Annotated in this window: 10 protein-coding genes and 4 pseudogenes; 5 read left to right on the top strand and 9 right to left on the bottom strand. The window is 55.2% G+C overall.

All coding sequences use genetic code 11. The features are described 5' to 3' along the window. Positions 1-49: 49 nt before the first annotated feature. The 4 genes and pseudogenes from HA45_RS26920 to HA45_RS26905 all read left to right on the top strand — a co-directional run bounded on the left by HA45_RS26920 (position 50) and on the right by HA45_RS26905 (position 5,390). Entirely contained in the window at positions 50-1,279 is a 1,230-nt protein-coding gene (locus HA45_RS26920; protein ID WP_100700479.1) for a LysR family transcriptional regulator, read from the top strand. A gap of 236 nt (positions 1,280-1,515) precedes the next feature. Continuing rightward, positions 1,516-2,891: pseudogene (locus HA45_RS26915) on the top strand (MFS transporter). Between the two features lie 10 nt (positions 2,892-2,901). Further along, a complete protein-coding gene (locus HA45_RS26910; RefSeq protein ID WP_100700481.1) occupies positions 2,902-3,882 on the top strand; it encodes a VOC family protein in 981 nt (326 codons plus the stop codon). 137 nt (positions 3,883-4,019) lie between these two features. Further along, on the top strand, positions 4,020-5,390 hold the full coding sequence (locus HA45_RS26905; RefSeq protein WP_100700482.1) for an amidohydrolase: 1,371 nt from the start codon (positions 4,020-4,022) through the stop codon (positions 5,388-5,390). 80 nt (positions 5,391-5,470) lie between these two features. Here the strand turns inward: HA45_RS26905 and HA45_RS26900 are convergent, their stop codons facing one another. Then, complete coding sequence (locus HA45_RS26900) at positions 5,471-5,680, bottom strand: YMGG-like glycine zipper-containing protein (protein WP_100700483.1); 210 nt, start codon at positions 5,678-5,680, stop codon at positions 5,471-5,473. Between the two features lie 318 nt (positions 5,681-5,998). Between HA45_RS26900 and HA45_RS26895 the strand changes: the two genes are divergently transcribed. Then, positions 5,999-6,199, top strand: coding sequence for a hypothetical protein (locus HA45_RS26895; protein ID WP_100700484.1), 201 nt, complete (start codon positions 5,999-6,001; stop codon positions 6,197-6,199). Between the two features lie 15 nt (positions 6,200-6,214). Here the strand turns inward: HA45_RS26895 and HA45_RS26890 are convergent, their stop codons facing one another. The 8 genes and pseudogenes from HA45_RS26890 to HA45_RS26850 form a co-directional block, all read right to left on the bottom strand. Next, the gene (locus HA45_RS26890) at positions 6,215-6,805 is read right to left on the bottom strand and encodes a TetR/AcrR family transcriptional regulator (RefSeq protein WP_100700485.1); all 591 of its coding nucleotides are present in this window, start codon (positions 6,803-6,805) and stop codon (positions 6,215-6,217) included. Between the two features lie 78 nt (positions 6,806-6,883). Next, entirely contained in the window at positions 6,884-7,435 is a 552-nt protein-coding gene (locus tag HA45_RS26885; RefSeq protein WP_100700486.1) for a cytochrome b, read from the bottom strand. Continuing rightward, positions 7,435-8,479 (bottom strand): annotated as a pseudogene (locus HA45_RS26880) (catalase family peroxidase). The gene HA45_RS26885 and the pseudogene HA45_RS26880 overlap by 1 nt, the downstream one beginning before the upstream one ends. Before the next feature lie 205 nt (positions 8,480-8,684). Next, positions 8,685-9,551: a DeoR/GlpR family DNA-binding transcription regulator gene (locus HA45_RS26870; protein WP_100701343.1), complete on the bottom strand. Its 867-nt coding sequence runs from the start codon at positions 9,549-9,551 to the stop codon at positions 8,685-8,687. A 155-nt stretch (positions 9,552-9,706) separates the two neighbouring features. Further along, positions 9,707-10,653 (bottom strand): annotated as a pseudogene (locus tag HA45_RS28565) (D-ribose ABC transporter substrate-binding protein). 69 nt (positions 10,654-10,722) lie between these two features. Beyond that, on the bottom strand, positions 10,723-11,778 hold the full coding sequence (locus HA45_RS26860) for an ABC transporter permease (RefSeq protein ID WP_205960925.1): 1,056 nt from the start codon (positions 11,776-11,778) through the stop codon (positions 10,723-10,725). Positions 11,779-11,800: 22 nt separating this feature from the next. Continuing rightward, positions 11,801-13,338: pseudogene (locus HA45_RS26855) on the bottom strand (sugar ABC transporter ATP-binding protein). After that, positions 13,335-13,988, bottom strand: a complete 654-nt coding sequence (locus tag HA45_RS26850; protein ID WP_100700491.1) for a DUF2291 family protein — start codon at positions 13,986-13,988, stop codon at positions 13,335-13,337. The pseudogene HA45_RS26855 and the gene HA45_RS26850 overlap by 4 nt, the downstream one beginning before the upstream one ends. Between the last annotated feature and the right edge of the window lie 72 nt (positions 13,989-14,060).

Genomic DNA, 14,060 nt, shown 5'->3' with positions numbered 1-14,060 from the left:
GATTTTTATTTATGTTGTGATCATTATCAGAGGTACAGGGGCAGAGGGAATGCAGGCACAAGAAGACGCTAACCACATCAAAATCATGCAGCTAAGGTCACTTTGTATGATTGCAGAACGGGGAACCGTCTCGGATGCTGCGGAAGATTTATTTCGCACGCAATCGGCGGTGACGCGATCGATACGTGATCTGGAACACACTCTCGCCACGCCTTTGTTTGAACGTCATGCCAGCGGGATGCTGCTCACCGAGAATGGCAAATGTGTACTGCCCCGCGCACAGCGTGCCCTCCAGGAACTCAAACAGATACCTGCACTTCTCGCTCGATTTAAACTGCGCGAGTCGATGCGAGATGATGCCGAACCGATTTGGTTGTTCAACGTCAGACGCCTGCAGATATTCTTAAGGCTGTTTCATTTGCAGCATACGCAAAGCGTGGCCAGTTCGCTCAGTATCAGCCAGCCCGCCGTCAGTGCCGCGCTGAAGGTGCTGGAAAAAGGGGCAAATGTCGTGCTGTTCCAGCGCTCCCCGCGAGGCATGCAGCCGACGGCCGCCGCACGTGAAATGGCGCCACATATCAGCCGTGCCCTGAATGAAATTCGCCATATCCCGGAAGATCTTGCCGCACAGCAAGGTGTTTTGCAGGGCACCGTTCATATCGGCGCGCTGCCATTGTGTCGCAGTGTGTTATTGCCACGCGCGATTACCCGACTGGTGACGGCACATCCGGCGATCAAAGTCGTGACCAACGAAAGTGCGTTTAGCACGCTGATTACCGAACTCCGTGCAGGCGATCTTGACCTGATTGTCGGGGCTTTGCGTCATGACAGCAACGTCACCGATATCGATAATCGGCCGTTGTTCAGTGAAGAACTGGTTCTGCTCGCCAGGCCACAACATCCGTTAGCGGGACGAACGTTGAGCGCTGCCGATCTCGCCGATACACAGTGGATTTTGCCGCGTGAAAACAGTCCGGCCCGCCATCTGTTAGAACACGCCTTTGCGACGCTGGACATCCCGGCCCCCAAACCGGTGGTGGAGAGCGGTGACCTCGCCATCGTGCGCGGCTTATTAATGGACTCCGATATGGTGGCGGCGGTGTCATGGCACCAACTGGAGTACGAATTGAAATCAGGTGCGCTCCAGCCTTTATCCTTCACCCTGCCCGATACGCGTCGTGATATCGGCATCACGTTGCGCGCGGGTGCGCTGCATTCCCCGGCCACATTGGCGCTGATTGAGTGCATCAGCGCCGAAGCGCATCCATCAGCGACCTAAACGAAATTCATACAAAGATTGTACGCCGTTTAGGCATAGGGCTTTCCCACCGGGCGCCACAAACCCGCATTTACGCCGTGGATTATGACAACTCGCTCACAATATAAACGTAACTCATACCGCTAAAAGCCTTTTTTGACAGACAGCCTGCGACACGGTGCTTACCGTGGATCTGGATGAGTTAATCATGACTCGTCATTCAATAGACTTTGCGTGCCCGTAGAGAGAGCGAACGTATGAATACAAATAAGCTGGTCGACATCAAAGCCTGGATTGATTCACGACCCATTTCCGCCTTTCAGTGGCGCGTGTTATTCCTCTGCCTGATCATCATTATGTTCGACGGTTACGATGCCGCCGTGATGGGATTTATTGCGCCTGCGCTGATTGAGCAGTGGCATATCTCACGCGCCGCGATGGGGCCGATTCTGGGGGCAGCGATGTTTGGCGTGGCGATTGGCGCATTGATCGCCGGTCCCTTATCCGATCGCTTTGGCCGAAAAAAATCATTCTGCTGGCAGTCCTGATTTTCTCAGCCTTTAGTCTGATTTGCGCCTTCGCTGCCACGCCACTGCAAATGGCGATGATGCGATTCATTGCCGGGCTTGGGCTGGGCGCAGTAATGCCCAACTGCGTCACGCTGCTGGCAGAATATATGCCTGAGCGCCGTAAAGGCGTGATGATTACCCTGATGTTCAGCGGTTTTAATATCGGTTCCGGGCTGGGTGGCTTTATCGCCGCAGGATTGCTGGCACACTATCACTGGAATGCCGTGCTGATTTTTGGCGGTGCACTGCCGCTGCTGCTGCTGCCCTTCTTAAGTTATCTGCTGCCCGAATCCGCGTTAAATTTGGTGGTACGCCGGGCACCCCGCGCGCAGATTGCCACGCTGCTGAATCGCATGGGCGGCCAGTTTCAGCAGGATACGGCGTTCGTGCTCAACTCCCCCCGGATCCATCGCAACAGCACCATTTCCCAGCTCTTCCACCACGGTTTTGCTCGCGGCACGATCATTTTGTGGGTGACGTACTTTATGGGGCTGTTTGTGATTTATCTGCTTAACGGCTGGCTGCCTACCATCATGCGCTCGGGCGGCATTTCCCTTGAACAAGCGGCGATTCTGGCGGGCTTGTTCCAGTTAGGCGGACCGCTTGGCGGTATTCTGGTTGGTGCATTGATGGATAAATGCAACGCCAGAGTGGTGATTGGCGTGGTCTATCTGCTGGGTTGTCTCTGCTTGTTAGCGCAGGGCATCTTCGCGTTTTCCGGGGTGGCATTGGGCGTATTCATTTTCATTATCGGCATGTGTATTAATGGCGCACAGAATGGTCTGCAGGTTTATTCCCCTGCTTACTACCCTACCGAAATGCGCGCCACCGGCGTGAGCTGGATGCACGGCATAGGCCGCACCGGTGCGATCCTCAGCTCTTCGATTGGCGGATTGCTGATGGGCGCGTTCCCGGCGCAGTCGGCGATTTTCTATATTCTCGCTCTACCCGCTTTACTGGCCGCGATCAGTATTGTGCTTCATCGCAATGTTTCTCTGTCTTTGAAAATAAAGGGCGCAGCGCTGGATGACCTTCCGGCGCTGTCACAAACCCTCAATAAATAGGAATGGCATCATGACATCTCAACCTTCTGAACCCTGCTTCGATATTGCGCATCTTGCTCACGTGGAGCTTTACACCGACAAGTTTGAAGAGAGCCTCAACTTCTTTGTGAATGTCTATGGCTTAACGATCACCGCGCAGGACGACGATCACGCCTGGCTGCGCGCCTGGGATGATTATGAGTTTCACAGCCTGAAGCTTACGCGTCATCACACCACCGGCGTGGGGCACATTGCCTATCGCGCCGCTTCCCAGGCCGCGCTGGAGCGGCGAGTGGCGGCGATTGAAGCCAGCCCCTATGAAGTACTCGGTTGGGTCAACGACGATCAGGGCCACGGGCAGGCATTTCGCTTTACCGATCCCTTTGGCCATATTTTTGAGATCTATTACGACACGGTCCGCTATCAGGCACCCGACGATCAACGCCCGTCGCTGAAAAACCTGTCCCAGCGTTACCATGCGCGTGGCGCCTGTCCGCGCCGTCTGGATCACCTCAATCTATTGGCAGCCGATGTCAGTGAATTCAAGCGCTTTATGGAAACCTGCTTAGGCTCGCGCGTAACAGAGATGATTCAGCTGGATAATGGGCGAATTGGTGGCTGCTGGTTCACCATCAATAATAAAACCTATGATTTGGCCTGTACCGAAGAGCACGGTGGCGGCAATGGACGTTTGCACCATGTGACCTACGCGACCGACACGCGTGAAGACATTCTGCGCGCGGCCGACATCTTCCTGGAAAACGGCGTGCACATTGAAACTGGCCCACATAAGCATGCCATCCAGGGCACGTTTTTCCTGTATGTCTGGGAACCGGCTGGGAATCGTGTCGAGCTGGCCAATTCCGGGGCCAGACTGATACTTGCACCAGACTGGCAGACCGTGGTCTGGACGGAGAGCGAGCGTAAGAAAGGCCAGGCGTGGGGCCTGAAAACCATTGAGACGTTCCATACGCATGGCACACCGCCGATGCCCAAACCGCAAAATCATTAACTCCTCCAACCGAACATCGGATAGCGATGCTGTCCGATGCGTCATTACATTTCTCCATAGTTATCAGTGGAAAAAATCACAGCACAGCGCTTATCGCTCCTCTAGGGTGAATCTCCCCTACAAGGAGAAAATAAACCATGAGCCTTATGACTTCCGGCAACCGCCGGGACTTTCTTTCCGCTGGCATCAAACTGACGGCGGCAGGTACGCTGCTCGGTGCTGGATTAAGTAGCCGTACTGCTGTCGCGGCGGCCTGTACCCCTGAAAACCTGACGCATATCGACGTTAGCCACTATCTGTTGCGCAATGTACGTCTGGAAGAAGCTTTTGTACGCCATCAGGGCGTTATCACCGCAACGCGCACCGGTTTGTTCGACATCGAAGTCAACGGCGCGAATATCGCGGGTATCCACGCGGCGGGTTTCAGCAGCACCCTTCCCGCCTGGGATGCGGCGGGTCATATTTTGCTGCCTGCAACGCGCGATATGCACATCCATCTCGATAAAACCTTCTATGGTGATGGCTGGCGCGCCCCGCTGCCGCGTAAGAGCGTGATCGATATGATCCATCAGGAGGAGCAAATTCTTCCTGAGATCGTGCCGACCTCCGAAATACGAGCCGAAAAGCTGATTGGCCTGCTGCAATCGAAAGGCAGCACCGAAGCGCGCAGCCACTGCAATATCGACCCGATCAGCAAACTGGATGGACTGGCGCACTTGCAACAGGCGATTGCCAACCACCGTCAGGACTTTTCAGCGAAGATAGTCGCCTTCCCGCAGCATGGACTGTTGCGGTCCAGGGTCGAAGGCATGATGCGTGAAGCGATGAAAATGGGCGCAAACTTTGTTGGCGGCCTCGATCCGACCAACGTCGATGGCGCGATGGAGAAGTCACTGGATACCCTGTTCAGCATCGCGCTCGATTTTGCTGCGCCCGTGGATATCCACCTGCACGAAACCGAGCCGCACGGTGTGGCCGCGATACGCTACATGCTGAAAACGGTACGCGAGAATCCGCAGCTTAAAGGAAAAGTCACCATTAGCCATGCGTTTGCGCTGGGCACGTTATCGGGTAAAGACCTTGATGCGATGATCGAGGAACTCAAAGAACAGCAGTTCAGCATCGCCACCACCGTGCCGATTGGGCGCGTGATCATGCCCTTGCCTCAGTTGCGTGCAGCGGGCGTCCCGGTATGGTCCGGCACCGATACCATTGCCGACCACTGGCAACCCTTTGGCAGCGGTAGCATGCTGGAAAAAGCCAATGTCTATGCGCAGTTGTATCGTGGCCCGGATGAGTACTCATTGAGTCGTGCGCTGGGTATCGCCACCAATGAGGTGCTGCCGCTGAACAGTCAGGGAGAACAGCTGTGGCCGAAGGCGCAGGATAGCGCGACGATGATGTTAGTGGCAGCGAGTTGTTCTGCCGAAGCGGTAGCGCATGTAGCACCCGTAATAGCGACCTTCCATAACGGCAAACAGGTATTTGGCCAGCTGACGAAAGTGTAATTGCGGGAATAGAAATAGCAGAAGGCTGGAATTATTTCGTCGCGTATCGACTACGCGACGAAATAGATCAGATAAAAGAATTAACGGCTCACTTCATGACCAATCAAACCACCGATGGCCGCACCGCCCAGCGTACCAAAGGTACTTCCGCCGGTTAATACCGCGCCACCCACTGCACCGACACCCGCACCAATCGCGGTGTTACGACCACGATGCGACATGCCACAAGCGGTCACGGATAAACAGATTAATGCGACAATAGCGATACTGCAGCTGCGTTTTAAAAGCATCGAAATCCTCATTACCATTAAATAATGGAATGCAATTGTTTTAATTTGATTATTGTTTAAGCACCAAATCGTTGGCGACTTGCACTGCTCGTCGGCGCTAATTTATGAGGATTTACGTAACGGCGGAAGGTAAAAATTCCTATTTTCAGGCGGTACTGGAGAAGCGGTGAGAAACAGCGCTGTCCGGCGCAATCCGGCGGTTGGCGGGCGTTTAAACCTGAAGTGCTTTACTGAGGATCCACCGCTTGACTGGCAGCCTACCAACTAGTAGATTAATATTTATTCAGCTGACTTTAGCGACATTTTTTAGGGGGCATCGTGAGTGTCATTCGTTTTCCCAATCAACATCCTGCCTGCCGTCCTTCCGGTTCTGAATCAACGCAAGCGGATAAACAGAAGATTCGTGATTTTGCATTGGATATTGCTGGGCAGTTACGCAACGATCCGGAATTAAATAAGCAGGCACCTTATCTGGTCGATAAAGTGATTCTGTTACTGATGAAAGAGTCGCGAAGTTAAATGGCTGCGAGGCAATCAGCGCGCAATAACCAGCTTGTTAAGCACAGGTTGTATCATTGGTAAGAACAGCTCGGGATGATTAAACGCTCGCGCGGCTATCATTGCACCATGCACCGTCGCCATCAAAGATTTGGCTTCCCTCTCCGCTCCTTCCCGCAGAATAAAGACGCCACGCTTTTCACCTTTATTGAGTACCGCTGTCAGCCACTCGGCAAGGTCGCTGAAATGGCCGGTGACTTCAGCAGCAACCTCTTCCGGTAAGGTCGGCAATTCCACCGCCAGCATCACGCAAATACAGAACGGCGAGCTATTTTCCTTAATGCAGGTCGCCCAAAAGTTTACATAACCGTTCAACTCAGCCAGCGGATCATCGCTGAAATGTTGACTGGTGGCGGCCATGCCGGCCTGCGCCTCCAGACGGTAATCTTTGACTACCGCCAGCACCAGATCGGCCTTGCCCGGAAAGTGATGATGAATGCTGGCTTTACGAATTTGCACGCGTTCTGCCAAATCGGCATAGCTGAAACTTTTATATCCGCCGGAGGTGAGCAGCGTTCGGGTGTGGTTGATGATTTCCGTGGCTTTGGGCGAACGTTCAACGGTCATGCGGGGCTCCGGCAGCAAGGATGAAATGGCTGCAAATCAGTAAATTGGCACTGAACCTACTGACCTGCAGCCGGGATGTCAAGGCGCTTCAGGACGCTTACGGCGACCGGTCATACTTCTGAATACGTTATCACGCAGAATCAACGCATGGAATAGTGCGGCGGCAAGATGCAGTATCACGGTGACGAACAACACTAAGGCAACCCAGGTATGCAGCGGACGCAACCAGGCATACAGATCATTACTGATCGGCGTGATGGCCGGTAGCACGATACTGCCGCCCAGGCTCACCGGATAGCCTGCCGCCGACAGCATCGCCCAGCCTATCAGTGGCTGCGCCAGCATCATGGCGTACAGCGCCCAATGTGAAAGATGGGCCAGCGCTTTTTGCCCGTTTGACAGCGTGGATGGTAGCGCGGGTTTGGCGGTGGTAAAACGCAGCCACAATCGCACCACCACCAGCAGCAAAATCATTACGCCCAACGGTTTATGAATCGCCACCAGCAAGCTGTGCAGTGACGAGACGGTGGCGACCATGGCCACGCCGATAAACAGCATGGCCATAATAGCAGCGGCCATCAGCCAGTGAATGGCGCGCAACGCGGGATGGAAAGTCTCTGTGTGTTTCATCAGTGTGCTCCAGCCTGTTCATGAGTGCGGGCGTTGTAGGATTTGGCATACGCCGATGAACGAGCATTGAGGATCGGGTCATCCGAGGCGGTGATGCCCTCGGGCAGAATCAGCGGATCGTAATTGATGTCGTTACAGGCGCCCTGCTGCTGCGGCGTGGTTTGGTTGATGGTCAGGGTGCCCGCATTGATGGTCTGGCGGTCCGCTGGCCAGGCAATCGAAGCATCGCTGCTTTTATCTTGGGCGTCTGCGACAGTGATGATCAGATCCCACTGCAGCGGCCCTTTGGCAAGACGCTGTTGCAGATCGCTTTGCAGGAAGTGGCTGTCATTTTTATCGGCGGCATTGATCGGCTGATAATCGGTGTGCGGCACCATACTCCAGCGAACCACATGGCTCTTGCCGTCCGAATCAACAAAGTTGAAAGCGTTAAGGCTATTGAAGCGATCGCTCGCCCAGCTAGAGGAAGGAACATACTGCTGCGCCCAGCCGAAGAATGGCTTGATTTCGGGATGCTTTTGGACAAAGGCCTGAATCTTTGCAGGATCGGGCTTCCCTGTCTTGGCATCGGGCAGCGTGGCAATTTGCAGGTCGTAAAACCCTTCCACGCTATTCACTGGGAACATCGGCATGGCATTCATCCCGGTGCGCCATTGCTGACCATCTTTTTGATAAAACGCTAACGCCATGCTGCGCACCGGCACTGCATAATCCGGGGCGTTCGGATTACCACCGGCAATGGCAAAGCGCCCGATGACCGGAGTTTCACCCGGCGCAAACAACCCGGCACGCGACAGCGCGCTTGGCATTGCCGTTAGCGGCAAAGCTGCCGTTGAAGCACACGCCTTTGGCATGATTGCGTCGATAACCGGGATGCTCTCCGCCTGATTTTTGTAGCACGGTGATGAGTTTATCGGAGGTCAACTTATCCGGCGTTAACCAGCCTCCCGCCCAGAGAAATAACGCGATAACTATCAATGGGACCACTGCAATAGCGGCCAGACGGGTGAGTGTCTGGCCGGTCGTAAGAGAAGGCTTGTTCATAGGTTCGCTCAACATTGCATAAATTAAGACAAGGCAGTTACCCGAGCTGAATGGTTAGCGCGTGGCAATCAATTGCACCGCCATCATTCACGGCTGCAGAATTGTCAATCTACTAGTAGGTAGACTGCATTGTCAAACCCATTTGCAAGCAGGCGGTCAACCGACCGCGCCTCAGGTCATCTGAAGGAATGAATCTGAAGGGGAATCAGACTTCTTCGCGCGATCCAGCGTGGGTCTTCATGGGCGCAACCACGACGTTCACTCCCAGATCCTGCAGACGACGCAGCACCGGCACCGGCGTGCCCTGATTGACAATCACCACATCGAACTCGCTGAGATGGGCAAAACGGTGCAGTGCCCGGCGTTCGAATTTGGTGTTATCCATCATCAGAATGCGTTTCTGCGCGGCATCAAACATCGCTCGTTTGGTTTCGACGGTTTCGGCTGACTGATGAAATACCGCGTCATCGATGATGGCTGACATGCTGACGAAGAACACATCGGCGCGCAGGCTGGCGATTTCTTCACGGGTCATGCGCCCCATAAAGGCATTACACCAGTGATAAAACTGACCGCCCAGCCCCATCAGCGTGATATCGCGGCCGTTGCGCAGCTCATTCATCAGCGTCAGTGAGTTGGTGATCACCGTTAACGGGGCGCGCGCCGCTAGCAAACGCGCCATCTGCAATACGGTGGTGGAATCATCGAGGAAGATCGCCTGCCCCGGCTCCAGATAAGTGGCCGCTACCTCGGCAATGGCTTGCTTCTCTTCCAGTTGACGCGTCGCGCGATAGATATCGCTGGACTCCACCAGGCTGGTTGGCGTGGCGGAAACCACCCCGCGAGATTTGTGCAGCAATCCGCGTTCAACCATCTCATCAATATCACGGTGTGCGGTCATCAGGCTGATGCCGAATCGGTCGGTGATATCTTCAATGCGAATGGCGCCTTCTGCCATCACGGCTTCCGCGATCAACTGACGTCGCGCCAGCTGTCGTGCCTGACGGCTGTCGCTGGGCAACGGTTCGGCCATGAAGACGTTTAGAGAAGAGTCCTGCGGGTTGTGCGCCATATTTCGTCCAGGAAAGTGATGCAGAAATGCGGGTTCGAGGTGATTACAACGCGGAAACGCGCCTTTTGCAAATGATGTGAAGTTAGGACGGTTGCAGCGGCGCACCAAAGTGCGCTCGCTGCGCCGTGTGCGGCCCGAGAGCCGCACTTCACGCATTACTGTTTCAGAACAAACGGTGACGCGAAATTACCTGCGTTTTCTTTGGTGATCAAAATGCAGTCAAACAGCTGTTTTTCCGATGCTGCGCCGGTTTTGCCGGTTTTCAGGAAGCTATCGGCCTGCTCGACCGCTTTCTGCGCGAACTGCGCCACTGGCTGCATCACGGTATACGCCAGCGTACCGGCTTTCACGGCATCAACCGCATCCGGGGAACCATCAAACCCACCGACTTTGATCTGATTCAGTTTGCCCGCTTCTTTCAGTGCGGCAATCGCTCCCAGCGCCATTTCATCGTTACCGCTGATCACGCCCTTAATGTTCGGGTTCGCCTGCAGCAGTGACTGCATCTTGTTAAAGCCCTGAGTACGATCCCAGTTGGCCACTTCCTGACCCACTTTCTTCAGCGTGGGGTACTGTGACAGCACGGTATCAAAACCGTTGGCGCGGGTGGCGGCGTTGTTATCCGACGGCGGGCCAACCAGTTCAACGTAGTTAGCGGTATCGCCCACCTGTTTCACCCACTCCATGGCGCCCACCGCCGCGCCCTGCGCATTGTTAGAAACCAGCTGCGCTTTGGCCAATCCGCTCTGATTCAGCTCGGCGTTGATGATAAACACCGGGATGTTGGCCGCGATGGCTTTTTCACCGATCCCACTGAACCGTCGGCATTGGCGGGATCGAGAATGATCGCCTTGGATTTGTTGGTGATCGCCGTATCAATCAGTTGGCTTTCGGTATTGGTATCGCCTTTGTGCGCGCTGACTTTCGCGCTGTAGCCGAGTTTTTCAGCCGCTTTCTGCGCCACCTGACCTTCCGTCAGCCAGTATGGGTTAGAAGGATCGTTGACGATGATGGTCATCAAACCGTTATCCGCCCAGGTGGGTGCAGCGAAAGTGGTGATCGCCATGGCGGCGGCAGCAATAAACAGACGTTTTGTGAACATAGGTGCTCCGTTATTATTTAGGGTACAGGTTTTACGGATAACCGCGCGTTGTCAGACAGCGCGCGTGAGTCAGCGACTGCGCTTGCCGTATTGCAGGGTGTTGAGCAATACCGCCAGCACAATCACGGCGCCAGTGAACACCGTCTGCCAGTAGGCAGAGACGCCGATAATCACTAAGCCATCAGAAAGAAAACCGATTACAAAAGCGCCCAGCAGCGTGCCGCGCACGTTACCGCGTCCGCCGGTTAAGGCCGCACCGCCAATCACCACCGCGGCAATGGCGGTCAGTTCATAAGTGGTGCCCGCCGTGGGGCCAGCTGAGGTGAGCTGAGATGAGAGCACCAGTCCCGCCATTGCGGCACAGATACCCGACAACACGTAAACGCTGATTTTGATGCGTTTCACCGGCACGCCGGAGAGATCGGCGGCACGCTCGTTACCGCCAGAGGCATATAGCCAGCGGCCAAACGCTGAACGGCTCAGCAGAAAACCACAGGCCAGCGCGACCACACCCAACACCAGCACGCCCACCGGGATATTGAAGATGCGATTGAAGCCCAGCCAGTCAAAGCCAGTGTTGCCCAGCGCTTCAGTGCCAGAGAGTTTGTTGTAGGTCAGTCCGTTAGTGATCAGCAGTGCGATGCCACGTGCCACATACATGGTGCCAAGCGTGGCGACAAAAGCCGGAACGCGGAACCAGGCGATCAGCACACCATTCACCAATCCCACCAGCGCGCCAATCACCAGCGTTAAAATCGCCACCGCCCACACCGGCAGATACAGCACCACGCCCAGCGCTTCAAGATTGATGCCCTGCATCATAAAACCGGCCATTACCCCGGCCAGACCCAGCGTCGAACCGACGGACAAATCTATCCCGCCATTGAGGATCACCAGCAGCATACCAATCGCCGGTAAACCAAAAATCGCCACGTGCGATGCCATGGTCAGGAAGTTGGCGCCGGTAAAGTAGTTAGTCGAGAGCAGGGAAAAAGTGGCAATAATCACCAGCAGCGCAATAAAGGCGCGCCCTTCCAGCAGCAGCCGCGCCAGATTAAGGCTTTTATCGGCCTTCTTTTTGCTCGCGACGGGCGGCGAATCCAGCGTGTGTGTTCTGTCTGTCATACCGTTTGCTCCGTTTTTCATGTCATGCCACCAGAGACTCGCCTGAAGCGGCCATAATGCGTTCTTTACTCACGCTGGAATCGAAGATGGCGTTAATGCGCCCTTTGCTCATCACCACAATGCGATGGGCAATACTCAGGCATTCGCCCACTTCCGAGGTGGTGTACACCACCGCCAGCCCCTTTTTGGCGTTCTCCGCCAGCAGACGAAACACCTCTGCTTTGGCACCGATATCAATGCCACGGCTGGGTTCATCCAGCAGGATCACTTTGGGACGGGTGGCCAGCATTTTGCCGATCACCACCTTTTGCTGATTGCCGCCGGAGAGCGAACCGATAGCCGCCTCGCCGCCAGCGGTTTTGACCGTCACGTTGCGGATGCTGTCCGCCACCAGCTGCTTTTCACGTCGCGGTGACAGCACCAGCCCGCGCACAAATTCGCTGATACTGGCGAGCGACAGGTTTTCGCCCACCGACATGGTTTGTACCAGACCGTCGCGCTGCCGATCTTCCGGCACCAGCGCGAGGCCGATTTGAATACGCTGCTGAATGGTTAAGCCGCTGACTTCGGTGTCCTGCAGCAGAATATGTCCCTGGCTTTGATGAATACGCCCGGCGATGCACTCCAGCAGTTCAGTGCGTCCCGCGCCCATCAGGCCGTAGATGCAGACAATTTCCCCGGCTTTTACCGCCAGCGAGAGGTTGTCCACCAGCCGAATGCCGGTTTTGCTTTTCACCGTCAGGTCTTGCACGGTCAGCGCCTGATCGCCAAAGTCATACCCTTGCGGTGGCGAACCGAGGTCAAAGTGATCGCCCACCATATTGCGCACGATCCATTCGAGATCGATCTCATCGCGTTTGGCGTAGGCGGTCATCACGCCGTCACGCAGCACCACCGCGCGATCGGTGATCTCCAGCGCCTCTTCCAGATGGTGGGAGATATACACAATCGCCACGCCCTGACTGGTGAGATCGCGGATCACCTGGAACAGCACCGCCACTTCCGTGGCACTGAGCGCTGATGTCGGTTCATCCATAATCAGAATCTGTGAGTTCACCGACAGTGCGCGGGCAATTTCGACGATCTGTTGTTGGCCTAAACGCAGGTTTCCACCGGCGTCAGCGGATCAATCTCCTCCTCTAACGCCGCCATCAGATGGGCGGTAATGCGCGCTTCTTCCGCGTAATCCACCCCACCCGGCTTCATGATTTCGCGCCCCATAAAGATGTTGTCGCGCACGTTCATGTTGGGAGCGAGATTCAGCTCCTGATGGATGATTGAGATGCCGCAGTCGCGCGCTTCGGTGGCGGAGCGAAACACTTTCTCTTCGCCGTTGTAGAGAATTTCCCCGGATGTTGGCGTAATCACGCCAGACAAAATTTTCATTAGCGTGGATTTACCTGCGCCGTTCTCACCAAACAGCGTGGTGACTTCACCGCGACGGATCTCAAAATTCACGCCCTTCAGTGCATGGGTCGATCCGTAGATCTTGCTGATGTTGCGCGCTTCAAGGATCACTTCGCCTTTCAGCAGCGCCGGATTCACGTTGAACGGTTTCATTTCACCTCCAGACTGACTGGCGTCACCATCCAGTTATTCGGTGTCAGCAGGCGGAACACGCCCACCACCTGCACGGTTTTTCCTGGCAGCGCATCGCGATCCAGCTTGTCGAGCACTTTGGCTTTCATGGCGCGATTGATCGCCGATCCGGCATTTTGATACTCAATCTGGTTGGTAAAATCGCCGAACTGGATTTTGCCGCTGGCGTCACGCAAGTCTGTGCCGGTGATCGCCGGGCCGGTTTGCAGGCGAATCACATTTCCCTCCGGTAAGCCGTCCACTTTCAGCGGGAAGATGCCCATCTGCCCCGGCTGCACCACGCCTTCCAGCTTGACGGGGATTACAGGTAACGGCGAACCCACACCGTATTTCTGAACCGCTTCCTGTTGATTGGCTTTCAGCGCATCGGCGAGCGTTTTCGCCTCCACCGCCCGCGCTTCCACATCCTGCTGGATACCGGGGAAGGTTTTCTCTCCAAAGCTATCCGGCGAGAAACCCTGCTCTTGCACATCTTGCTCGGAACCGATTTTCACCACTTTGGTGTCGATGGCCATGGCGGCAATCACCGCAACCACCACAACACCGATAATGCTGTAGCGGCGGATGCGCTTCCGGGAGAGCTGCTGTGCCAGCACTGAGACATCGGACATGACGTGACCTCTCACTGTTATCTGCTGCGATAATCGCCGCATTAAATGTTATAAGTGTGATAACTCTTGTGA

Source organism: Pantoea rodasii (assembly GCF_002095465.1).
In the GTDB taxonomy this organism is placed as follows: Bacteria; Pseudomonadota; Gammaproteobacteria; order Enterobacterales; family Enterobacteriaceae; genus Pantoea; species Pantoea rodasii.
Note: the sequence above shows the minus strand (reverse complement) of the source record. Positions and strands in the feature narration are given on the sequence as shown.

Coding starts and splice junctions, on each gene's coding strand:
- HA45_RS26920 (WP_100700479.1), top strand. CDS start 50: ATGCAGGCACAAGAAGACGCTAACCACATCAAAATCATGCAGCTAAGG.
- HA45_RS26910 (WP_100700481.1), top strand. CDS start 2,902: ATGACATCTCAACCTTCTGAACCCTGCTTCGATATTGCGCATCTTGCT.
- HA45_RS26905 (WP_100700482.1), top strand. CDS start 4,020: ATGAGCCTTATGACTTCCGGCAACCGCCGGGACTTTCTTTCCGCTGGC.
- HA45_RS26900 (WP_100700483.1), bottom strand. CDS start 5,680: ATGCTTTTAAAACGCAGCTGCAGTATCGCTATTGTCGCATTAATCTGT.
- HA45_RS26890 (WP_100700485.1), bottom strand. CDS start 6,805: ATGACCGTTGAACGTTCGCCCAAAGCCACGGAAATCATCAACCACACC.
- HA45_RS26885 (WP_100700486.1), bottom strand. CDS start 7,435: ATGAAACACACAGAGACTTTCCATCCCGCGTTGCGCGCCATTCACTGG.
- HA45_RS26870 (WP_100701343.1), bottom strand. CDS start 9,551: ATGGCGCACAACCCGCAGGACTCTTCTCTAAACGTCTTCATGGCCGAA.
- HA45_RS26860 (WP_205960925.1), bottom strand. CDS start 11,778: ATGACAGACAGAACACACACGCTGGATTCGCCGCCCGTCGCGAGCAAA.
- HA45_RS26850 (WP_100700491.1), bottom strand. CDS start 13,988: ATGTCCGATGTCTCAGTGCTGGCACAGCAGCTCTCCCGGAAGCGCATC.